At 62.8% G+C, this 22,528-nt stretch carries 20 protein-coding genes; 7 read left to right on the forward strand and 13 right to left on the reverse strand.

The annotated features are described in order from the left end of the window. Positions 1 to 2: 2 nt before the first annotated feature. Entirely contained in the window at positions 3 to 572 is a 570-nt protein-coding gene (gene plsY, locus AC5O5I_RS01920) for a glycerol-3-phosphate 1-O-acyltransferase PlsY (RefSeq protein ID WP_172229645.1), read from the reverse strand. A 74-nt stretch (positions 573 to 646) separates the two neighbouring features. Here plsY and folB point away from each other — a divergent pair, with 74 nt between their 5' ends. Further along, positions 647 to 1,003 (forward strand): dihydroneopterin aldolase, encoded by a 357-nt coding sequence (gene folB / locus AC5O5I_RS01925; RefSeq protein WP_027907305.1) that lies wholly within the window; start codon positions 647 to 649, stop codon positions 1,001 to 1,003. Then, positions 994 to 1,503: a 2-amino-4-hydroxy-6-hydroxymethyldihydropteridine diphosphokinase gene (folK, locus tag AC5O5I_RS01930; protein WP_494511997.1), complete on the forward strand. Its 510-nt coding sequence runs from the start codon at positions 994 to 996 to the stop codon at positions 1,501 to 1,503. The genes folB and folK overlap by 10 nt, the downstream gene beginning before the upstream one ends. Before the next feature lie 230 nt (positions 1,504 to 1,733). On the opposite strand, the gene AC5O5I_RS01935 is transcribed toward folK, so the two are convergent. The 11 genes from AC5O5I_RS01935 to AC5O5I_RS01985 form a co-directional block, all read right to left on the reverse strand. Further along, entirely contained in the window at positions 1,734 to 2,840 is a 1,107-nt protein-coding gene (locus AC5O5I_RS01935; RefSeq protein WP_494511998.1) for a multifunctional CCA addition/repair protein, read from the reverse strand. A 55-nt stretch (positions 2,841 to 2,895) separates the two neighbouring features. Then, complete coding sequence (locus AC5O5I_RS01940) at positions 2,896 to 4,464, reverse strand: SpoVR family protein (protein WP_494511999.1); 1,569 nt, start codon at positions 4,462 to 4,464, stop codon at positions 2,896 to 2,898. Continuing rightward, a complete protein-coding gene (locus AC5O5I_RS01945; protein WP_172232959.1) occupies positions 4,461 to 5,732 on the reverse strand; it encodes a YeaH/YhbH family protein in 1,272 nt (423 codons plus the stop codon). The genes AC5O5I_RS01940 and AC5O5I_RS01945 overlap by 4 nt, the downstream gene beginning before the upstream one ends. Positions 5,733 to 5,851: 119 nt before the next feature. Next, positions 5,852 to 7,774 carry a PrkA family serine protein kinase gene (locus AC5O5I_RS01950; protein WP_494512000.1) on the reverse strand — a complete coding sequence of 641 codons (1,923 nt, stop codon included), beginning with the start codon at positions 7,772 to 7,774 and terminating at the stop codon, positions 5,852 to 5,854. A gap of 282 nt (positions 7,775 to 8,056) precedes the next feature. After that, a complete protein-coding gene (glpE, locus tag AC5O5I_RS01955) occupies positions 8,057 to 8,386 on the reverse strand; it encodes a thiosulfate sulfurtransferase GlpE (RefSeq protein WP_172230696.1) in 330 nt (109 codons plus the stop codon). A gap of 15 nt (positions 8,387 to 8,401) precedes the next feature. After that, the gene (locus AC5O5I_RS01960; protein WP_172230699.1) at positions 8,402 to 9,268 is read right to left on the reverse strand and encodes a symmetrical bis(5'-nucleosyl)-tetraphosphatase; all 867 of its coding nucleotides are present in this window, start codon (positions 9,266 to 9,268) and stop codon (positions 8,402 to 8,404) included. Then, on the reverse strand, positions 9,268 to 9,648 hold the full coding sequence (apaG, locus tag AC5O5I_RS01965; RefSeq protein WP_494512001.1) for a Co2+/Mg2+ efflux facilitator ApaG/CorD: 381 nt from the start codon (positions 9,646 to 9,648) through the stop codon (positions 9,268 to 9,270). The genes AC5O5I_RS01960 and apaG overlap by 1 nt, the downstream gene beginning before the upstream one ends. A 205-nt stretch (positions 9,649 to 9,853) precedes the next feature. Then, positions 9,854 to 10,657 (reverse strand): 16S rRNA (adenine(1518)-N(6)/adenine(1519)-N(6))-dimethyltransferase RsmA, encoded by an 804-nt coding sequence (gene rsmA, locus AC5O5I_RS01970; protein WP_172286736.1) that lies wholly within the window; start codon positions 10,655 to 10,657, stop codon positions 9,854 to 9,856. Beyond that, positions 10,654 to 11,643, reverse strand: coding sequence for a 4-hydroxythreonine-4-phosphate dehydrogenase PdxA (pdxA, locus tag AC5O5I_RS01975; protein WP_172286737.1), 990 nt, complete (start codon positions 11,641 to 11,643; stop codon positions 10,654 to 10,656). Before pdxA ends, rsmA begins: the two co-directional genes overlap by 4 nt. Further along, positions 11,640 to 12,959: a peptidylprolyl isomerase SurA gene (gene surA, locus AC5O5I_RS01980; RefSeq protein WP_494512002.1), complete on the reverse strand. Its 1,320-nt coding sequence runs from the start codon at positions 12,957 to 12,959 to the stop codon at positions 11,640 to 11,642. The genes pdxA and surA overlap by 4 nt, the downstream gene beginning before the upstream one ends. Beyond that, positions 12,940 to 15,747 (reverse strand): LPS-assembly protein LptD, encoded by a 2,808-nt coding sequence (locus tag AC5O5I_RS01985; protein ID WP_172286739.1) that lies wholly within the window; start codon positions 15,745 to 15,747, stop codon positions 12,940 to 12,942. Before AC5O5I_RS01985 ends, surA begins: the two co-directional genes overlap by 20 nt. A 130-nt stretch (positions 15,748 to 15,877) precedes the next feature. On the opposite strand from AC5O5I_RS01985, the gene AC5O5I_RS01990 reads away from it, so the two are divergent. From AC5O5I_RS01990 to AC5O5I_RS02000, 3 genes are read left to right on the forward strand one after another with little or no spacing between them, the layout of a single operon-like run. Then, positions 15,878 to 16,897 (forward strand): aminoglycoside phosphotransferase family protein, encoded by a 1,020-nt coding sequence (locus AC5O5I_RS01990; protein WP_494512003.1) that lies wholly within the window; start codon positions 15,878 to 15,880, stop codon positions 16,895 to 16,897. Next, a complete protein-coding gene (gene murU / locus AC5O5I_RS01995) occupies positions 16,894 to 17,568 on the forward strand; it encodes an N-acetylmuramate alpha-1-phosphate uridylyltransferase MurU (protein ID WP_494512004.1) in 675 nt (224 codons plus the stop codon). Before AC5O5I_RS01990 ends, murU begins: the two co-directional genes overlap by 4 nt. Position 17,569: 1 nt before the next feature. After that, entirely contained in the window at positions 17,570 to 18,337 is a 768-nt protein-coding gene (locus AC5O5I_RS02000; protein ID WP_172286741.1) for a TerB family tellurite resistance protein, read from the forward strand. 16 nt (positions 18,338 to 18,353) lie between these two features. Here the strand turns inward: AC5O5I_RS02000 and AC5O5I_RS02005 are convergent, their stop codons facing one another. After that, on the reverse strand, positions 18,354 to 19,352 hold the full coding sequence (locus AC5O5I_RS02005; RefSeq protein WP_494512005.1) for an alpha/beta hydrolase family protein: 999 nt from the start codon (positions 19,350 to 19,352) through the stop codon (positions 18,354 to 18,356). 95 nt (positions 19,353 to 19,447) lie between these two features. On the opposite strand from AC5O5I_RS02005, the gene AC5O5I_RS02010 reads away from it, so the two are divergent. Both AC5O5I_RS02010 and AC5O5I_RS02015 read left to right on the forward strand, forming a co-directional pair. Beyond that, complete coding sequence (locus tag AC5O5I_RS02010; protein WP_494512006.1) at positions 19,448 to 21,889, forward strand: PAS domain-containing sensor histidine kinase; 2,442 nt, start codon at positions 19,448 to 19,450, stop codon at positions 21,887 to 21,889. Continuing rightward, complete coding sequence (locus AC5O5I_RS02015) at positions 21,846 to 22,475, forward strand: response regulator (RefSeq protein ID WP_172286743.1); 630 nt, start codon at positions 21,846 to 21,848, stop codon at positions 22,473 to 22,475. Before AC5O5I_RS02010 ends, AC5O5I_RS02015 begins: the two co-directional genes overlap by 44 nt. The last annotated feature ends 53 nt before the right edge of the window (positions 22,476 to 22,528 follow it).

Here is a 22,528-nt window from a genome sequence, read left to right on the forward strand (position 1 = left end):
TTTCAGAAGTGCCGCTCGCGCCCGGCAAACAGGTCGCGCAGGTTGTTGCGGTGGCGCCACACGATCATCACGGTCAGCACGGTGATCGGCAGCAGCGCCTCCGGCTCGCGCCAGGCCAGCAATGGCAAGGTCAGCGGTGTGGCGACCAGCGCCGCCAGCGAGCTGGTGCGGGTAAGGTAGAAGGTCAGCAGCCAGGCGCCGATGGCCAGCAGCGCGGCCGGAAAGTACAGGCCCATGAGCATGCCGGCAGCCGTTGCCACGCCCTTGCCGCCCTTGAAGCGGAAGTACAGCGGCAGCAGGTGCCCCAGCACCGCGCATACGCCTACCCAGGCCTGCTCTTGCAGGCCCAGCCCGGCAAGGCGGGCAAGCAATACCGGCACCAGGCCCTTGCACAGGTCGCCGAGCAGGGTCAGGATCGCCAGTCTGCGGCCTGCCAGGCGTAGCATGTTGGTGGCGCCGGCATTGCCTGAACCGCTGGAACGTGGGTCCGGGCTGCCCGAAAGGCGGCTGAGGACAATGGCGAAGGACAGCGAGCCGAGCAGGTAGGCGAGCAACGCCAGTAACCAAAACATGCTAACTATTCCGGGCGAGGACGCCCTGATTCTAACGGCGCCAGTCGCCCTTGTCGTGCTGTGGAGAGAAGTGCTTGGACAGAGTGTTCATCGAAGGCCTGGAAGTCGATACCGTGATCGGTGCCTATGACTGGGAGCGGGATATTCGCCAGTGCTTGCGCCTGGACCTGAGCTTTGCCTGGGACAACCGCCCGGCTGCGGCGGGCGACGACCTGAGCCTGGCGCTGGACTACGCCAGCGTATCGGCGCGCATCCAGGCGTTTGCCGAGCAGGCCCGCTTCGAACTGGTGGAAACCTTTGCCGAGCGCCTGGTGGCAGCGTTGATGGAAGAGTTCCACATCCCGTGGGTACGGTTGAAGCTGACCAAGCCGGGTGCGGTGCCTGCGGCCCGTGGTGGTGTTGGCGTGGAGATCGAGCGCGGATGTCTCTGAGTACCGTCTACCTGGGCCTTGGCAGCAATACCGACCGTCACACGCACCTGTGTGCGGGGCTCGATGCGTTGGCGGGCATCCTCACCAACATGCGTTGTTCGCCCGCGTTCGAAAGCCAGGCCGTGGGTATCAAGAGCGGGCCGTTCATCAACTTCGTGGTCACCGGGCAGACCGGACTGCCGTTGATCGAGCTGGACCGCCGGCTGAAGTTCATCGAGGCCGAGAATGGCCGCTATGCCCCGGACCGCAAGGGGCTGCCGCTGGATATCGATGTGCTGATGTATGACGATTTGCACGGCACGTTCGATGGGCTTGTGCTGCCCCGGGCCGAGATCCTGAAGAATGCCTTTGTGCTGTGGCCGCTGTCGCTGCTGGCACCCGAGCTGGTGCATCCAGGGGCAGGCAAGAGCATGGGGCAATTGTGGCAGGACGCGCAGATTGATCAGGTGCTGGCCCCGGTTGCCTTTGAGTGGCGCGGGTTGCAGTTGACGCCTGCCTGACACTGACGCGGCCGGTGGGGGAGTAACTCTCTTGCGCAAAATTTAAACAGCGTACGCGATCCCTGTGGGAGCGGGTTTACCCGCGAATGCGGTGGCGGCGGCAACAGTGAGTGCCCAAGGATATTGGCCGGCAGGTCCGGCCTCTTCGCGGGTAAACCCGCTCCCACAGGGATAGCGCACGCTTCATAAATTTTGCGCAAGACAGTTGCTCCCACGGGAAGAAGCGCTACTCAGTTGAGTTTGTAAGCCTGGAGAGCGTGCAGTCGCTCGCTTTTGAGCGCCTCGCCCAGTGCCTGGCCGGTCAGCCCCGCCTGCACCAGCGGCTTCACATCCACCGCCCGTGCCGCCGCCGCCGCCCCTCGCAGATACCCAGCTTGTGGGTAACCCGCTTTGCCTTCGCCCAGTGCGATCATCTCGCAAGCGTTCAGGAAATCCTCGAAGCGCTGCGGTCGCCGATACACATCGAATTTCTGCAGCAATTCCAGCAGCGCGCTGGCAGGCAGCTCTAGCGCCTTATCAGCCAGCGCCAGGCATTCCCCCGTCAGCAATGCCAGCTCCTGGCACTCCCGCGGCGCCTTCAGGCGCTGGTTGACGGCTTTGATCGAGGCAGGCGGCAACAGCCGCAGCAGGCAGGCCCAGCGCACGTGCAAGGGCTGCCCATGCGCTGCAGCCTGCTCCAGCGCCGCCAGGGCCTGCGGGGCAGCCTGAAGCTCAGGCAGCAGCTCTTGCAGGGCATTGCACGCCCCCAGCACCTGGAAAAACACTTGGGGCTGCGCCTCCATCAGCGCGCGTTCGATTTCCTTCCAGCTACGTTCGGCAGTCAGCGCCTGCAACTCACCGGAGGCACTGATCTGGCGCATTAGCTCCAAGGTTTCCTCGGCAACCCGGAACCCCAGCGGCGCATAGCGGGCAGCAAAGCGTGCGACACGCAGCACGCGCAGCGGATCTTCGGCGAATGCCGAAGAAACGTGGCGTAAAATACGGTTTTCCAGGTCGGTTTGACCATGGTACGGGTCGTACAGCGTACCCGCTTCATCCTCAGCCATTGCATTGATGGTCAGGTCGCGCCGAGTCAGGTCTTCTTCCAGCGTGACATCAGGGCTGGCGTGGAAGGTGAACCCGCCATAGCCACGCCCGCTCTTGCGCTCGGTGCGCGCCAGGGCGTATTCCTCGCCGGTTTTTGGATGCAGGAACACCGGGAAGTCGGCACCGACCGGCCGATAGCCCTTGGCGTGCATTTCTTCGACGGTGGCGCCGACCACCAGCCAGTCGATATCGCTGACAGGGCGGCCGAGCAGGCGGTCGCGCACGGCGCCGCCGACTTTGTAGATGTGCATGTGCAGCTCTCCATAACTGCCGACAGGATAACCCGTCGGCAGCCATGGCGTAGCGCTAGAGGTGGTGGATGACTGCCAGGTCCATGCGGCCGTAGTCGGCGCTTTCGCCGTGCTCGCCGCGCGGTGGCATATGATGGGTCTTCATCACCTGGTCGCCTTGCACGGTTTCCAGGTGGATGTCGAAGCCCCACAGGCGGTGCAGATGCTTGAGCACTTCCTCGGTCGATTCGCCTAGCGGTTTGCGGTTGTGCTGCTGGTGGCGCAGGGTCAGGGAGCGGTCGCCGCGGCGGTCAACGCTCCAGATCTGTACGTTCGGCTCACGGTTGCCCAGATTGTATTGCGCCGCGAGTTGCTCGCGAATGAACCGATAGCCGCTTTCGTCGTGGATAGCGGGTACCAGCAGATCGTCACGCTGGTCATCATCGAGGATGCTGAACAGCTTGAGATCGCGCATCACCTTGGGCGACAGGTACTGCAGTATGAAGCTCTCGTCCTTGAAGCTGCTCATGGCAAACTTGATGGTAGAAAGCCAATCACTGCCGGCAATGTCGGGGAACCAGTGGCGATCTTCTTCGGTGGGGTTTTCGCAGATACGACGTATGTCGGTGTACATCGCAAAGCCCAGCGCGTACGGGTTGATGCCGTTGTAATACGGGCTGTCGAAACCAGGCTGGAACACCACGCTGGTATGCGACTGCAAGAACTCCATCATGAACCCTTCGGTGATCAGCCCCTCGTCGTACAGGTCGTTCATCAGGGTGTAGTGCCAGAACGTCGCCCAGCCTTCGTTCATTACCTGGGTCTGGCGCTGCGGGTAGAAGTACTGGGCGATCTTGCGCACGATGCGCACCACTTCACGCTGCCAGGGCTCTAGCAGAGGGGCGTTCTTCTCGATGAAATACAGGATGTTTTCCTGCGGTTCGCTGGGGAAGCGCGCATCATCGCGTTCGTTACCCTTGTCGGCGCTTTTCGGGATGGTGCGCCATAGGTCGTTGATCTGCCGCTGCAGATGCTCTTCGCGCTCCTTTTGCCGACGCCGCTCTTCTTCGGCAGAAATCGGATAGGGGCGCTTGTAGCGGTCCACGCCGTAGTTCATCAAGGCATGGCAGGAGTCGATCAGGTCTTCCACCGCATCGATGCCGTGGCGCTCTTCGCATTGCGCGATGTACTGCTTGGCAAACACCAGGTAGTCAATGATGGAACTGGCATCGGTCCAGGTGCGGAACAGGTAGTTTCCCTTGAAGAAGCTGTTGTGGCCGTAGCAGGCATGGGCGATCACCAGTGCCTGCATGCACATGGTGTTTTCTTCCATCAGGTAGGCGATGCAGGGGTCGGAGTTGATCACGATTTCGTAGGCCAGGCCCATCTGGCCACGGCTGTACGACTTTTCGGTGCTGAGGAACTGCTTGCCATAGGACCAGTGGTGATAGCCCAGCGGCATACCGACGGAGGCGTAGGCGTCCATCATCTGCTCGGCGGTGATGACCTCGATCTGGTTGGGGTAGGTGTCCAGGGCATAACCTTCGGCCAGGCGGCTGATTTCCCGGTCGTAGGTCTGGATCAGTTCGAACGTCCACTCGGACCCGGTGGAAATGGGTTGGCGTCTCTGTGCTCTGGCGGTCATGTGGCTAACCTGCGCTGGAAGAGTTCACGGAAGACCGGGTAGATGTCGCCGGCCGATACCAACTGCTGCTGGGCGAACGTGTCGGGGAACCCTTCGCCGATGCGCTCGTACTCGTACCACAGCGCCTGATGCTCACGGGGGGTGATCTCGACGTAAGTGTAGTACTGCACGTGCGGCATGATCTGCTTGGAGAGAATTTCGCGGCAGATGGGCGAGTCGTCGTTCCAGTTGTCGCCATCGGAGGCCTGGGCGGCGTAGATGTTCCAGTCGCTGGCCGGGTAGCGTTCGGCCATGATCTCCTGCATCAGCTTGAGCGCACTGGAAACGATGGTGCCGCCGGTTTCCCGGGAGTAGAAGAACTCTTCCTCGTCCACTTCGCGGGCACTGGTGTGGTGGCGAATGAATACTACCTCGATGCGGTCATAGTTACGCTTGAGGAACAGGTACAGCAGGATGAAGAAGCGCTTGGCAATGTCCTTGGTGGCTTGGGTCATCGAACCGGACACGTCCATCAGGCAGAACATTACCGCCTTCGAGCTTGGGTTGGGCTGCTTTACCAGCAAGTTGTACTTCAGGTCGAACGTGTCGAGGAAGGGCAGGCGGTTGATACGCGCTTTCAGGCGCTCGATTTCCTGCTCGACTTCCTGGATGTCGGTAAAGTTGTCGGGCTCCTCGACTTTCAGTCGGGCCAGCTCTTTTTGCGCTTCGCGCAACAGCGCGCGGCTGCTGCCGGTCAGGGCGATTCGCCGGGCGTGAGCCGAGCGCAGGGTGCGGACAATGTTGATGCGCGAGGGGTTGCCCTCGTTGGCGATACCGGCACGCACGGTCTTGAACGTATCGGCACCGGTCAGGTGGCGTTTGACCAGGTTGGGCAGCTCGAGGTCCTCGAACATGAACTCGAGGAATTCTTCCTGAGTTATCTGGAAGACGAATTCATCCATGCCTTCGCCAGAATTGCCGGCCTTGCCACGGCCCCCACCGCCCCCACCACCTTGGGGTCTGGGGATATGCTCACCTGCGGTGAATTCCTTGTTGCCCGGGTGCACGATGGTCTGTTTGCCGCCGCGACCATGGTGCAGCACAGGTTCGTCGATGTCCCGTCCCGGAATGCTGATCTGCTCGCCATGCTCCATGTCCATGATGGAGCGACGGCTAACCGCCTCTTCGACGGCCTTCTTGATATGTTCGCGGTACCGCCGCAAGAAGCGCTGGCGGTTGACCGTGCTCTTGTTCTTGCCGTTCAGGCGTCGGTCTATAACGTAGCTCATGGTCCCTCCGGTAGCTGGGAACAGCTGCACGCTTCAAGCTACGAGCTGCACGTAAAGACAGCTGCCGCCGCCCGAGGCTGGAACGCCAGCCTTGGGCGTGCGGTGTGTAGCTTGTCGCTTTATTGCGATTTCCTGACCCGCAGGTACCATTCCGACAGCAGACGAACCTGTTTGTCGGTGTAGCCACGCTCCACCATCCGGGTGACGAAGTCGTTGTGTTTCTTCTGGTCCTCTTTGCTGGCCTTGGCGTTGAAGCTGATGACCGGCAGCAGGTCTTCGGTGTTGGAGAACATTTTCTTCTCGATCACCACCCGCAGCTTTTCATAGCTCAGCCAGCTTGGGTTCTTGCCGTTGTTGTTGGCGCGTGCGCGCAGTACGAAGTTGACGATCTCGTTGCGGAAGTCCTTCGGATTGCTGATGCCGGCGGGCTTCTCGATCTTTTCCAGCTCTTCGTTCAGTGCAATACGGTTGAGGATTTCGCCGGTTTCCGGGTCGCGGTACTCCTGGTCCTGGATCCAGAAGTCGGCGTACAGCACGTAGCGGTCGAAGATGTTCTGGCCGTACTCGCTGTAGGACTCAAGGTAGGCAGTCTGGATTTCCTTGCCGATGAACTCGATGTAGCGCGGTGCCAGATATTCCTTGAGGTAGCGCAGGTAGCGTTCGCGCACCTCGGCAGGGAATTGCTCCTGCTCGATCTGCTGCTCCAGCACATACAGCAGGTGTACCGGGTTGGCCGCAATCTCGTGCGGGTCGAAGTTGAAGACCTTGGACAGGATCTTGAAGGCGAAGCGGGTCGACAGGCCGTTCATGCCCTCGTCGACGCCTGCCGAGTCGCGGTATTCCTGGATCGACTTGGCCTTGGGGTCGGTATCCTTCAGGTTCTCGCCATCGTAGACGCGCATCTTCGAGTAAATGTTGGAGTTTTCAGGCTCCTTGAGACGCGAGAGAACGGTGAACTGGGCGAGCATCTTCAGCGTGTCCGGGGCGCAATGGGCCTTGGACAGCGAACTGTTGACCAGCAGCTTGTCGTAGATCTTGATCTCGTCACTGACCCGCAGGCAGTACGGCACCTTCACGATGTAGATCCGGTCGATGAAGGCTTCGTTGTTCTTGTTGTTGCGGAAAGTGTGCCACTCCGATTCGTTGGAGTGAGCCAGCAGGATGCCGGTGTAGGGGATCGCGCCCAAGCCTTCGGTACTGTTGTAGTTGCCTTCCTGGGTGGCAGTGAGAAGAGGGTGCAGGACCTTGATCGGTGCCTTGAACATCTCGACGAATTCCATCAGGCCCTGGTTGGCCCGGCACAGCGCGCCCGAGTAGCTGTAGGCGTCGGCGTCGTTCTGCGGAAACTCCTCGAGTTTGCGGATATCGACCTTGCCCACCAGTGCAGAGATGTCCTGGTTGTTTTCATCGCCGGGTTCGGTCTTGGCAATGGCAATCTGGTTGAGAATGGATGGGTAGAGCTTGACCACTTTGAACTTGGAGATGTCACCGCCAAATTCTTGCAGGCGCTTGGTGGCCCAGGGCGACATGATGGTGTTCAGGTAGCGCCGTGAGATCCCATACTCTTCCTCGAGAATGGCCCCATCTTCGGTGGCGTTGAACAAGCCCAATGGCGATTCGAATACCGGCGAGCCCTTGATGGCATAGAACGGCACTTTCTCCATCAGCTGCTTGAGTTTCTCGGCCAGCGACGACTTGCCGCCGCCTACCGGGCCCAACAGATAGAGGATCTGTTTCTTCTCTTCCAGGCCTTGGGCGGCATGGCGGAAGTACGACACGATCTGGTCGATGCACTCTTCCATGCCATGGAAGTCGGCAAAGGCCGGATAGCGACGGATCACCTTGTTGGAAAAGATTCGCGACAGCCTGGAGTTGGTTGAGGTGTCGATCAGTTCTGGCTCACCTATGGCCAGCAACAGCCGTTCGGCCGCCGATGCGTAGGCACTGCGATCCCCTTTGCACAGCTCGAGGTACTCTTGCAGCGAGAGTTCTTCCTGGCGCGTAGACTCGAAACGTTGTTGGAAGTGGCTAAAAATACTCATGACGTCACCTCGCTCGATACATGGAGACGACGCCGGATCAGTCAGCTGATGCTGGCATGCAACCGGGTTTGCCGATTGCCGTATACCCCCCAGAACACCCTGTAACGCTACCGATGACCCGCACGCCGGTGTACCGGCTCTCCCCTTTTTTGGATGGCCTGTGCTTAAGAGTAGTTGGTTATCCGCAAGGTCAAGGGCGAGGGGCGGAGAAGTTGCGAACGACCGTTCGTCAGATAAGCCGCGAGCCCGCACGGGGCGCGGGCTGCAGTAGAAATGAAAAAATTATTCGGCGGTGCCTTGGGCGGTCTCGGCCGGGTAGGTGGCGCGCCACAGTTCGAAGCCGCCATCCACGCTGTACACGTCGGAAAAACCTTGGCCTACCAGGTAGGCAGCAGCGCTCTGGCTGGAGTTGCCGTGGTAGCACACCACCAGGGTCGGGGCATCGAGGTCGGCGTTACGGATGAAATCGGCGACCGAATGGTTATCAAGATGCCGGGCACCGGCAATGTGGCCGGCGGCAAAGGCCTGCGAGTCGCGAATGTCGACGACTACCGCACCTTGCGCGCGCAGGGCCAGGGCCTGTTCGGGAGGGATGCGCTTGAATTCGCTCATGGGTAGGGCTTTCCTTCAGGGCTGATCGTTCAGTGTAGTGGGTTGGGCCGGTTGACGCAGGGTGCCGTCGTCGGCGCATTCGCAGCGGTGGTACTCGCCGCTGTCGATGTTGTACAGGGTCATTGCACCGCCCCATACGCAGCCGGTGTCCAGGGCGATGACGTCAGGCGCGTCGACGCGCCCTTCAAGCGCCGCCCAGTGGCCGAAGATGATCTTCACGTGGCGAGAGCGGCGGTCCTTGTGCGCAAACCAGGGCTTGTAGCCTTTGGGGGCGGTGCCCACGCCTTCCTTGCTCTTGAGGTCGAGTTTGCCCTCGGCGGTGCAGAAACGCATGCGGGTGAAGTAGTTGGTGATGACCCGCAGGCGCTCGATGCCGCTGAGGTTCTTGCTCCACCTGTTCGGCTCGTTGCCGTACATGCCGTCAAGGTACAGCTTCAGGCGGCCATCATCGCGCAGCACCTGCTCTACCTCTTCAGCAAGCTTCAGGGCCTGGCCGAGCGTCCACTGAGGCGGGATGCCGGCGTGGGCCATGGCGATGCCCCTGGCTTCGTCGTAATGCAGCAGCTTTTGCTGGCGCAGCCAGTCGAACAACTGGTCGGCATCCGGCGCTTCGATGATCTCGCGCAGGGTGTCGCTTTTTTTCAGGCGCTCGACGTTGTGCCAGGCGGCCAGCAGGTGCAAGTCGTGGTTGCCGAGCACGCACACCAGTGACTGGCGGATCGAATACAGGAAGCGCAAGGTTTCCAGCGATTCCGGGCCGCGGTTGACCAGGTCGCCGACCAGCCACAGGCGGTCGACGGCCGGGTTGAAGCGAACGCGTTCGAGCAGGCATTTGAGGGGCTGCAAGCAGCCCTGCAGATCACCGACGGCGTAGGTTGCCATCAGTGCAGCGCCCCCGGCACCGCCAGCCGGAAGGGTGCGATCTGGGCGTCGAAGCGTTTGCCGTCTTCGGCGAACATCTGGTAGCTGCCCTGCATCGTACCCACGCGCGTGCTGATCACTGCACCGCTGCTGTAGGTGTGGCTCTGGCCTGGGTCGATGCTGGGTTGCTGGCCGACGACGCCGGTGCCGCGTACTTCTTCGACCTCGCCGTCACCGTTGGTGATCAGCCAGTGGCGTGACATCAGCTTGGCCTGGACCAGGCCGCTGTTTTTTACGGTAATGGTGTAGGCGAAAGCGAAACGACTGTTCTCGGGGTCGGATTGTTCTTTCAGGTAGCGGGTCACGACGCTGACGTCGATCTGATAGCGGGGGTCGGTCATGCAGGGGCCTTGGGCGAACTGACGCAATAATGCAGTCTAGGCCATTGAGAGGGGGGAGGGCCAGCGGTGTGGGCTTGGGGATTTGTGTTGTCAGTTCCGGCCCTATCGCCGGCAAGCCAGCTCTCACAGGTAAAGCACAGGTCTCAGGTGCTGTGGTGTCCCCGTGGGAGTTGGCTTGCCGGCGATAGGGCCGATACAGGCTGGATCAGGCTTGCTGCTGATCAGCCAGCTGGTCGGCCAGGCGTACGAAGGCTGCCAGGTCCAGCTGCTCAGGGCGCAGGCTGCCGTCCACGCCAGCTGCCTCGATGGCTGCGCTGTCGAGCAGGCCCTTCATGGTGTTGCGCAGGGTCTTGCGGCGCTGGTTGAACGCCTCGCGCACCACGCGCTCCAGCAGCAGGTGGTCCTTGGCCGGATACGGCAGCACTTCGTGCGGTACCAGGCGGACAATCGCAGAGTCCACTTTCGGCGGCGGGTTGAAGGCGCCAGGGCCAACATTGAACAGGTGCTCGACCCGGCAGTGGTACTGCACCATGATCGACAAACGCCCCCAGTCACCACCGCCAGGGCCGGCGGCCATGCGTTCTACCACTTCCTTCTGCAGCATGAAGTGCATGTCGCGGATCAGCCCGGCGTGGCTGAGCAGGTGGAAGATCAACGGGGTGGAGATGTTGTAGGGCAGGTTGCCCACCACCTTCAGGCTGCGCGCTGGCACGCCCAGCTGGTTGAAGTCGAACTTCAGGGCGTCGCCCTGGTGCAGGCGGAAGTTGCCGCGGTCAGCGAACTTGTGCTGCAGGATCGGCACCAGGTCCTTGTCCAGTTCCACAACGTCCAGTTGTGCACCGCTGCCCAGCAGGCCTTCGGTGAGGGCGCCCTGGCCCGGGCCGATTTCCAGCAAGTGTTCGCCGGCCTTGGCGTTGATGGCGCGCAGGATACGGTCGATAACACCGGCGTCGTGCAGGAAGTTCTGGCCGAAGCGCTTGCGCGCCCGGTGTTGGTATTGCTCGTTCATGGTCGGTTCTCGGCCATCTGGTAGGCGGTGTCCAGCGCAACGCGCAGGCTGCCGGTGTCGATCTTGCCGGTGCCGGCAAGGTCCAGGGCGGTGCCGTGGTCAACCGAGGTACGGATGATCGGCAGGCCCAGCGTCACGTTGACCGCAGCGCCAAAGCCTTTGTACTTGAGTACGGGCAGGCCCTGGTCGTGGTACATCGCCAGCACTGCATCGCAGTGCTCCAGATATTTGGGGGTAAACAGGGTATCGGCCGGCAGTGGTCCGCGCAGGTCCATGCCTTCGGTGCGCAGGCGGGCCAGGGTCGGTTCGATGATGTCGATTTCTTCGCGGCCCAGATGGCCGCCCTCGCCCGCGTGCGGGTTGAGGCCGCACACCAGGATGCGCGGGTTGGCGATGCCGAACTTGTCGCGCATGTCGGCATGCAGGATTCGTGTTACACGCTCGACGCGCTCGGCGGTGATGGCGTCGGCGATGTCGCGCAGCGGCAGGTGCGTGGTCACCAGGGCGACGCGCAGGCCGTGCGTGGCCAGCATCATTACCACTTGCGCGGTGTGAGTCAGCTCGGCGAGGAATTCGGTATGCCCAGAGAAGGCGATGCCACTCTCGTTGATCACCCCCTTGTGCACAGGGGCGGTGATCATCCCGGCGAAATGCCCGTCCAGACAGCCTTGCCCGGCACGGGTCAGGGTTTCCAGCACGAACGCCGCGTTGGCCTGGTCGAGCTGGCCTGGCACTACCGGGGCTGCAAGGGGGGTGTCCCAGACGTACAGGCTACCTGCAGGCGCTGGCTGCTCGGGCCATTGGCCCGGCGCTACCGGCAGCAGGCTGACCGCAACCCCCAGCTGGGTGGCCCGCTCGGCGAGCAGGTCACGGCTGGTGATGGCGATCAGGGGGTGGGGCTGGGCGTCTGCGGCGAGCAGCAGGCACAGGTCGGGACCTATGCCGGCTGGCTCTCCGGGGGTGACGGCGAAGCGCTGCGGCTTCACTGGGCGGCCTGGTCAGCGCCAGGCAGCTTGATTTCAACGTAGGCTTCGTCGCGGATCTGGCGCAGCCAGGTTTGCAGCTCTTCGTCATACTTGCGGTTACGCAGCACGCTCAGGGCCTGCTGTTCGCGCGCCTGCTCGGTGCTGTCGGTGGCGCGGCGGCCCAGCACTTCCAGGACATGCCAGCCGTACTGGGTCTTGAACGGTTTGGTCACGACGCCTTGCTGGGCGTTGGCCATCTGTTCGCGGAACTCCGGTACCAGGCTGTTCGGGTCAACCCAGTTTAGATCGCCACCGTTAAGCGCCGAGCCCGGGTCTTCCGAGAAACTCTTGGCCAGGGTGGCGAAATCTTCACCGTTGTTGATCCGCTCGTAGAGCTTCTCGGCCAGCTGCTCGGTGGCTGCATCGCTGCGCACTTCGCTTGGCTTGATCAGGATATGGCGCACGTGCACTTCGTCACGCAGCACGTTCTCGCTGCCGCCACGCTTCTCCTCGAGCTTGAGGATGATGAAGCCGTTGGGGATGCGGATGGGCTGGGTGATCTCGCCAACCGGCATGCTGCTGAGCATCTTGGCGAAGTCGGGTGGCAGCTGGCCGGCTTTACGCCAGCCCATCTCGCCGCCTTCCAGGGCGTTTTCGCTGGCGGAGTGGGCAATGGCCAATTGGCCGAAGTCCGCGCCTTGCTTGAGCTGCTGGTACACGTCGCCGACCTGGCGCGCGGCGGCCTGGATGGCTTCCGAGTTGGCGGCTTCCGGGGTCGGGATCAGGATGTTGGCCAGGCGGTACTCTTCCGACATCTGCATCTTGCCCATGTCCGAGTTGAGGAAGTTCTTCACTTCCTGCTCCGACACCTGGATACGCTCGGCCACCCGGCGCTGGCGCACGCGGCTGATGATCATCTCGCGCTTGACCTGCTCGCGGGCGTCATCGAACGACAGGCCGTCGTGGGCCAGGGCGGCGCGGAACTGCTCCAGCGACATGCCATTGCGCTGGGCAATGGTGCCGATGGCCTGGTTCAGTTCCTCGTCGGTGATGCGGATGCCGGAGCGTTCGCCGATCTGCAGCTGCAGGTTTTCGACGATCAGGCGTTCCAGCACCTGCTGTTCCAGGGCGCTGGTCGGCGGCACGCCGCCGCCGCGCTTGGCGATGGTTTGCTGCACCTCGCGGACACGCTGGTCCAGCTGGCTTTGCATGACCACGTCGTTGTCGACGATGGCCGCCACGCGATCAAGAGGTTGTACCGCGGCATGCACCGCGCCACTCAGCAAAGCGGCGCCCAGCAACACTGGGCGCAGACGATCAATAAGCTTGGTCTTCACGTGTACGGTAACCTTGAATGCCTTGGTCGAGGAAAGATTCGACCTTGTTGCCCACTACACCACCGAGGCCTTTCAGCACGATCTGCAGGAAGACACCATGGTCGCCTTTTTCGTTCTGTGGAAGGGCCTGGCTGAAATCGTCGTAGTCGATCCAGTAGCGGTTGACCAGACGCAGCTTCCAGCAGCAGTTGTCATATTCGAAGCCGCCCATGGCTTCCAAGGTGCGGTTGCGGTTGTAGTCATGCTGCCAGCGCGCGATGACGCTCCACTGCGGCACGATTGGCCAGATGACCGAGAAGTCATGCTGCTGGATCTTGTAGTAATCCTTGATGTAGTTCGGATCACCCGGGGTGCCGTAGTCACCGCCGCCCACTTTCCAGGTACCCGTGGTCGAGTCGTAGGAAATGGTGTCGTTACGGTAGCGATAGCCGAGGTTGACGATCTTGTTCGGGTTGTCTTCAGGCTGGTAATGGAACATCGCGCTGCCCGAACGGGTGCTGCGGCTGTCCGGGTCCCAGTTGAAGTCCGAATTGAAGCGCCAGTCGCGGTTGAAGTAGTAGTTGTACACCAGCGCGTACGGCGACACATCGGACTGCGAATCCTTGCGGGTGCGGTAGTCGATGCCCGGCAACTGGACCTTGCGATCCTTGAAGTAGTAGGCCTGGCCGATGCTGAAGTTCTGGCGTTCGAAACCGTTGTCTTCGATCCAGCGGCTGGTTACACCCAGCGACAGCTTGTTCTCGTCGCCGATGCGGTCGGTGCCGCTGAAGCGGTTGTCGCGGAACAGCGAATCGTAGCTGAACAGAGTTTCGCCGCTGTCGAACAGCGGGATATCCATCTGGTCCTTGTACGGGACGTACAGGTAGAACAGGCGCGGTTCGAGCGTTTGACGGTAGTTGGTGCCGAACATCGAGGTGTTGCGATCGAAATACAGGCCACTGTCGACGCTGAAAATCGGGATGTCGCGGTTCTGGTTGCTGCTGAAGTCGCCGAACAGGTCCCGAGTCTCGGCACTGGAGCCGGCGATGTCGGTCTTGCCCTTGCCGTCCAGGTCAAGATCGTAATGGGTGTACATGTATTTCAGCTTCGGCGTGACGTAGCCGTAGCTGGCTTGCATTGGCAGGCTGATGGACGGAGCGAAGTTCAGGCGAGTGCCGTTGGCCCGGGCGACGCCGAAGATGTTCTCGTCGAGGCGACGGCCTGGAACCCCTGCGCTTGCGTCCGGGTTGCCATCCTCGTCGAAGACGAAGTCGTCCTTCAAATCACGATCAAAGCGCACGGCTTCGGTTTCGTAACCAAAGTTCAAACCGCCGGGCTGGAACGGCAGCGTACCGTTCAGGGTGAGCTGCGGCAGGCGGTCATACGGCGTGATCTGCGAAATGGTCGCCATTTCGTAGGCATGCACATTCAGGCGGGCGGTATAGCTGTCGCCACGGTAGGTCAGGGCACCTTGCTGGTTCAGCAAGTCGCGGCTTTCCACGCCGATCTGGTCGGACTCCAGGTCCTGGAAGTAGAACGGGTCGCTGATGTCGGTGTAGTCCACCTCGGTCATCAGGCGCTCGTCCAGGCCACCTTTGTGCTGCCAGTTGACCATCCAGCGCTGTTCTTTGTAGTCCGTCTGGTCTTTGCGGTCGTCGTTCTTGTCATTCAGGTACGCGCCGCCGAACTGGCCTTCGCTGGACTTGGTCAGGTAGCGGAATTCGCCTTCCATCAACAGGCCGCGCTTGGTCATGTAGCGCGGGTACAGCGTGGCGTCGTAGTTCGGCGCCAGGTTGAAGTAGTACGGCGTGACCAGCATGAAGCCGGTGTCGCTGCTGGTGCTGAACGATGGCGGCAGGAAGCCGGACTGGCGACGGTCGTCGATCGGGAAGTAGATGTACGGTGTGTAGAACACCGGGAAATCCTTGACCCGCAGGGTGACGTTGGTCGCGGTACCGAAGCCGGTAGCCGGGTTCAGGGTGATGTTGTTGCCCTTCAGCTGCCAGGCGTTGCTGCCCGGTTCGCAGGTGGTGTACGTACCGTCCTTGAGACGGATAATGGCGTTTTCGCCACGCTTGGCGTACAGGGCGTTGCCGCGGATGTGCGACTTGTGCATCACGTATTCGGCGTTGTCGACCTGGGCTTCGCCGGTGTCGAGCTGGATCTGCGCCTGGTCACCTACCACCAGCGAGCCGTTGTCACGGATCTTGACGTTGCCCTTGAGCTCGCCGCGGTTTTCGGTCTGGTACAGGTTGGCCTCGTCGGCCTCGGCCTGCATGCTGCCCTGGCGCATGACCACGTTACCCGCCAGGGTAGCGATCTGCTGCTCCTGCTGGTATTTGGAAACCTTGGCGTTGATGTAGGTCGGCGACTCGTCCTTTGGCGTGGTGTCGGCCATGCCCGGGCGGGGCGGCTCGACGTACGCACCACCGCAGTAGGGACCGGTTTCGGCCAGCTGGGCGGCGGTAAGCTTGTCACGCGGGACCCAGTCCAGGTGGCTGTAATCTTCGCTGCGCGATTTCAGGCCACGGCCTTTGGCCTCGGTGACCAACATCGGCTGGTCCGCGGTTTCGGCTTCGCTCGCGGCTTCGCTGCCGGCACTGACGGCTGCACCCTCGTGCACCGGGCGCGGCGGCAGGTTGTTGACTGGGGCCTTGGGCTTGCAGTCCCAACCACCGGCGGCGGACACTTGGCAGTCGAACTGTTCGGCTGCCACGACGTAAGACGTGGCCAGAGGTTGCAGGGCCAGCAGACCGCCGGTCACCAGCAACGGAAACTTTCTACGAAACGCGGGGGATTTCAATGCCATCTTATTAGTCCGGGCTTCCTGCGTGCCATCTGCCCGCGTGTGGGGCCGCACGCCTCTCGATGGTCTGAAAAAGATGCTGGATAATAAAGCATGACCCGCTTGACGGCTAGGGCCGTCGGAGACCCTTGTAATGCCTGAACACGATGTACGCCTGCAACAACTGACGGTCTGGCTCGATGAGCAGCTCAAAGATCTTTTCCTGAACAACGCCTGGGGCGACGTGCCGGCAGGCAGCCTTACCGCGGCCAGCAGCGATGCCAGCTTCCGCCGTTACTTCCGCTGGCAGGGCGCCGGGCACAGTTTCGTGATCATGGACGCGCCACCGCCCCAGGAAAACTGCCGACCGTTCGTCGCCATCGACCATCTGCTGGCCAGCGCCGGCGTGCATGTGCCGGTGATTCACGCCGAGGACCTGGAGCGCGGCTTCCTGCTGCTGGGGGATCTGGGTCACCAGACATACCTTGATATCATTGACTCTGACAACGCCGACCGCCTGTTCGCCGATGCCATCGATGCGCTGCTGGCATTGCAGCGCCTGCCGATGGATGCACCTCTGCCCAGCTACGACGACGCCTTGCTGCGCCGTGAAGTCGAGCTGTTCCCCGAGTGGTACGTAGGGCGTGAACTTGGCCTGGCCTTGAACGATGCGCAAATGGCCACCTGGCAGCGCGTCAGCCAACTGTTGATCGACAGCGCCCTGGCCCAGCCCAAGGTGCTGGTGCACCGCGACTACATGCCGCGTAACCTGATGCAGAGCACGCCCAATCCTGGCGTGCTGGATTTCCAGGATGCCGTGTACGGTCCGGTCACCTATGACATTACCTGCCTGTTCAAGGACGCTTTCCTCAGCTGGCCACAGGCACGGGTCGAAGGCTGGCTGCGGGACTACTGGCAAAAAGCACAGGCAGCGGGCATCCCGGTACAGGGCGACTTCGAAACATTCCAGCGTGCCAGCGACCTGATGGGCGTACAGCGGCACCTGAAAGTGATCGGTATCTTCGCCCGCATCTGCCACCGTGATGGCAAACCGCGCTACCTGGGCGACGTACCGCGCTTCTTCGCCTATATAGATGAAGTGATCAGCCGTCGGCCCGAATTGGCGGAGCTGGGTGAGCTGATTGCCGAGTTGCAGGCCGGAGCGCGTGCATGAAGGCAATGATCCTGGCAGCGGGCAAAGGCGAGCGCATGCGCCCGCTGACGCTGCATACCCCGAAACCGTTGCTGCCGGTTGCCGGCCAGCCGCTGATCGAATACCACCTGCGGGCCCTGGCGGCAGCAGGCGTTACCGAAGTGGTGATCAACCATGCCTGGCTCGGCCAGCAGATCGAAGACCACCTGGGTGACGGTAGCCGTTTCGGCCTGAGCATCCGCTACTCGCCCGAGGGCGAGCCGCTGGAAACCGGCGGCGGCATCTTCAAGGCGCTGCCATTGCTCGCAGACGCGCCGTTCCTGCTGGTGAACGGTGATGTCTGGACCGACTACGACTTCACGCAGTTGCACGCCGCCCCGCTGCAAGGCCTGGCGCACCTGGTGCTGGTCGACAACCCTGGCCATCACGGCCGCGGTGACTTCCGCCTGGAACACGGGCGGGTCGTCGATGGCGATGACGCGCCAGGCACGCTGACCTTCAGCGGCCTGTCGGTGCTGCATCCGGCGCTGTTCGAAGGCTGCGAGCCGGGTGCCTTCAAGCTGGCCCCCCTGCTGCGCCGGGCCATGGCGGCTGGCAAGGTCACAGGTGAGCACTACCGTGGGCACTGGGTGGATGTTGGCACGGTCGAGCGCCTGGCCGAGGCCGAGCGACTGATTGGCGGGCGCGCCTGACATGTGGTGGCCAGGCACGGTGATTGGAGTGGGCGCCGGCTTTGCCGTTGCCAGCATTCCCGGGGCGTTGCTGGGTGCGTTGCTCGGGCAGGCCATGGACCGCCGGCTGCGTTTGCAAGGTTGGGAGGACATGCGCGAACGCCTGGGCGGGCGTTCGGCGCTGCGCGACGACGAGTTGCTGTTCGTGATGCTCGGGCGCCTGGCCAAATGCGATGGCCGGGTGGCCGAGCAGCATATCCAGCAGGCGCGCCAGGAAATGGTGCGCCTGGACCTGGCCGAGGCGGCCAGGCTGCGGGCGATTGCCGCGTTCAACCGCGGTAAGGCGGGCAAGGACCGGCTGGGCGGGCACCTGCGGCGTATTCGCCAGCAGCCGCATGCGGCGGAAGGTACCCTGCGCGCCTGTTGGCGCATGGTCTGGGCGGACGGCAAGATGGGCAACAAGGAGCGTGCGCTACTGCTGGACTGGGGGCAGAAACTGGGCCTGAGTCGGCGGCAGGTGCAGGCCATGTCGCTGGAGTACGAGCCGCGCAAGGTTGCCCGGCCAGAAGGCGTGGCCATGACCTACGCGGCGGCGCTACGCTTGCTGGCGGTCGAGGCAGACACCGACGGCGACAAGGTCAAGCAGGCGTATCGTCGGCTGGTCAGCCGGCACCACCCCGACAAGCTTGCAGGGAGTGGTGCCAGCGAGGCGCAGGTGCGTGAAGCTACCGAGCGCACCCGCGAGTTGCACCAGGCCTATGCCATGATCCGCAAGCGGCGTGGGCTGTAGCAGCCCGCTCGGCGCATTATCCCTGCGGGCTCATCCAGCCCCGCACCCGGCGGAACAGTTGCTCCTGCTCCGCCGCCTTGTTCCCCGGCATGGCAATCAGCGACAGCTGCTTGTACTGGCTGTCCTTCTGCCGCTTGCTGGCCTGTAGGCGTTGCGCGGCCGCATTGCGATCAGTGCTTCGGGTGGCGTAGTAGATGTCGGCGGTCGGTAGCTTCAGGGTCGGCGCCAGGCTTTCCAGGTCATGCTCCACCCGAGCCGGGGTCTGCGCCGCGACCATTACCAGCTTCTGCACCTGTGGTGGCTGTTTCTCGCTCAGGTAGCGGGCCGCCCAATAGGCGCCGCTGCCATGGCCGATCAGCACGATGCTGCGGGCATTGTGCTGCTGGGCGAAAGCCACTGCGGCATCCAGGCGAGCGAAGATGCGCTCGGCATCGGCCGGATCGGTCTGCTCGCTGGCCTGTTCGGCGTCGGTGCTCTCGGCGGTGTCGGCATCGGCGGCAGTGGCCTGGGCGACGTTTGCATTGGCGTCGGCGGGCACATCCTTGGCCGGTGCACTTTCACCTTTGGGTTTTTCGGGCTCGGCTGCCGGCTTGGCTTCGACCCGGGCCTGCGGGCTGTCGGCGAGCAGGTCGGGCAGGCTGATGCTCAGGCTGTGCCAGCCGATATCGGGGAATTTCTGCCGCAGCGGGCCGACGGCGTTCGGCCAGTCGGCAGTTTCGCCAGCGCCTGGGACGATGATCACTGCCCCTTGCGGGTCGCTGTCGTTGGCCGGCTTCCACAGGGCCAGGAAGCTGTCGGCACCGGCCTGCAGGGGCTGCTGTTCGGCCTTGGGGACCAGCCGCTCAAGGGCCTGGGCATCTTCCTGGCTACGCTCCAGCAGCGGCGGTCGCGGCGCTTCGGCAACAGGTGCCGCAGGGGCGCTGGTGGGTTGGTCGGCATCGGCGGCAAGGGCGCCGAGTGGAAGGATCGAGGCCAGGCAGCACATTGCCAGCGTCGTGCGATAAAGTGTGGACATGAGTCAACCCGGGGCCAGAATGATACCGGCAGCCTAATAGTATTTGCCCGTGACGGCCATGCTGCATGGCCGCCTTTGCCAGGACGAGCGTGTAGATGAAGCGAGTGCGTCGCCTGTTGGTTATCGGCTGCTTGTGGCTGCCCTTGATTGCATTGGCCAGGCCCGAGGTAGTGCCCACCGTTGTGCTGGAACCTGCGCAACAGCAGTGGCTGGATAGCCACCGTAGCCTGCGCGTCGGCCTGGTGCTGCAGGCGCCCTACGCCCAGTTCGACCGACGCCTGCAGCAACTGTACGGGGCCAACGTCGAGCTGGTAAGCAGCCTGGCGCAGGCATTGCGCCTGGACCTTACCTGGCGCAACTTTGCTGACCAGGCCAGCCTGGAGCATGCCCTGAAGGCGGGGGAAATCGACTTCGCTCCCGGCCTTTCCCAGACCCCGGCCAGCCTGCGACTGTGGTTGTTCAGCGACCCCTACATGCGCGTGCCGCAACTGGTGGTAGGGCCGCGCACCGGGGCCATGGCCATAGAGCTGGAAAAGCTCGACAGCGAGCAGCGCGTTGCGGTGCGCATGCCCAGCCAGTTGGCGGAATACCTGCGTGGTAACTACGGCAATCTCAACCTGCAGGGCGTGCCCAATGAGCGCGAGGCCTTGCAACTGGTGGTCGGCGGCCAGGCCAGCTTCGCGGTGCTGGATGAAGCCCAGCTCAGCCGCCTTTCCCGCGAGAGCGAGTTCGGTGAGCTGGCGGTGGTGGGTGATATCGGCCTGCCGCAACTGTTGCGTATCGGCTCGCGGCGTGACTGGCCGCTGCTGGCCGTTGTGCTCGAGCGTGGTCTGCAGGCGCTGCCCGCCAAGGAGCTGGAACAACTGCACCAGCGCTGGCTGCAGCCGAAATACCCGCGCCTGAGCGAGTCGCCCGGCTTCTGGCAGAACCTGGCCCTGCTGTTCGGGATGTTGCTGTTGTGCGCGCTGGCGACCCTGATGTGGCAACGTCGGCAGCAGCACCGGCTGGAGCGCAGCCTGCTGACCGCGCGGGAAAGCCTGGTGGAGCGGCAAGTCCGTGAAGAAGTGCTGCGCCTGAGCCAGTTCGCCATCGACCAGAGCACGGTAGGCATCCTCTGGGTCAACTGGGACAGCCACGTGCGCTACGCCAACCACGCCGCCGAGCGCATGCTGGGTTACGCGGAAGGCGCATTGCTGGAGCGGCCGTTGAGCGACTTCGAGCCCAGCCTGAACATGGATCGCTGGCTGCAGCTGTGGAAGGGCGCGCGCACCGGGGAGGGCGGTGCAGGGCAGTTCGAAACGCACTGCCAGCGCGCTGACCAGAGCCTGCTGCCGGTAGAACTGTCGCTGAGCTTTCTGCGCTTTCGTGACGCTGAATACCTGGTGGTCTATCTGGCCGATGTTACCGAGCGTCATCGTGCCCTGGCGGCCCTGCGTGAAAGCGAAGCACGGCTCAAGGGTATAGCCGGCAACGTGCCGGGGCTGGTGTTTCGCCTGGAGCGAGACCCCGCCGAGGGCGATCTGGAGTTTCCCTATGTCAGCGAGGGCAGCGAGGCCCTGGTGGGTTATGCGCCCAGCGAAATTCAGCAACCGCACATGGGCCTGCGCAACCTGGTGCACCCCGAAGACCGTGCCGACTACCATCGGGTGCAGGACCTGGCGCTGGCCAGCGATCAGGACTGGTCCTGGCAGGGCCGCATCCTCACCCGTCACGGCGAGCAACGCTGGGCCGATATCAAGGCCAGTACCCGACGCCTGGCCAACGGCCAGGTGGTCTGGGATGGTGTGGTGTGGGACATCACCCAAGGGAAACGGGCCGAGCTTGCCCTGGCGAAATCCCAGGAGCAGTTGCGCGAGCTGTCGGCCCACCTTGAGAGTGTGCGCGAGGAAGAAAAGGCCCGCATCGCCCGCGAAGTGCACGACGAGCTGGGGCAGATGCTGACCGTGCTCAAGCTGGAGGTGTCGATGTGCGAACTGGCCTTTGCCGAGCTGGACCCGGCCCTGAACGAACGCCTGGCCAGCATGAAGCGCCTGATCAGCCAACTGTTCCAGCTGGTGCGCGATGTGGCCACCGCCTTGCGCCCGCCGATTCTCGACGCGGGGATTGCTTCGGCCATCGAGTGGCAGGCGCGGCGATTCGAAGCGCGCACGCAAATTCCCTGTCTGGTGCAAGTACCGGATAATCTGCCAGCCTTGAGCGATGCCAAGGCCACGGGGTTGTTCCGTATCCTGCAGGAAGCACTGACCAATGTAATGCGCCATGCCCAGGCGCACAGTGTCGAGATCGAACTGGTACGAGAGGGCGGGCAATTGCGCATGACCGTCAGCGATGACGGGCAAGGCTTTTGCCGCGAGCAGCCCCGGCCGACCTCGTTTGGCCTGGTGGGGTTGCGCGAGCGGGTGCTGATGCTGGGCGGCAGCATGGCGCTGCACAGTGAACCGGGCGAAGGCACCAGCCTGAGCGTGGCCATTCCGTTGGAACAGGAGAGCGAGCGTGATTCGAGTGCTGGTGGCCGAAGACCACACCATCGTCCGTGAAGGCATCAAGCAATTGATTGGCCTGGCCAAGGACATGCAGGTGGTGGGTGAGGCCGGTAACGGTGAGCAACTGCTCGAAACCCTGCGCCACACGCCGTGCGAGGTGGTGCTGCTGGATATCTCGATGCCGGGCGTCAATGGCCTGGAAGCGATCCCGAGGATTCGTGCGTTGCACGCTGCGCCGGCGATCCTGATGCTGTCGATGCATGATGAGGCGCAGATGGCGGCGCGGGCGTTGAAGGCCGGCGCGGCAGGCTATGCCACCAAGGACAGTGACCCGGCGCTGTTGCTGACTGCGATTCGCCGGGTAGCCGGGGGTGGGCGCTATATCGACCCGGCGCTGGCCGATCGCATGGTGTTCGAAGTGGGCCTGACCGAGTCGCGGCCGTTACATACCTTGTTATCGGAGCGGGAGTTCTCGGTATTCGAGCGCCTGGCCCAGGGTGCCAATGTCAACGACATCGCCCAGCAACTGGCGCTGTCGAGCAAGACCATCAGCACCCACAAGGCGCGGCTGATGCAGAAGCTGAAGGTGAACTCGCTGGCAGAGCTGGTGAAGTACGCCATGGAGCACAAGCTGGTCTGATTGCGACATACCTGTCTATCAGCCTGTAGCGAATCCCTGTGGGAGCGGGTTCA

It is taken from the genome of Pseudomonas sp. 9_2_1 (assembly GCF_059295275.1).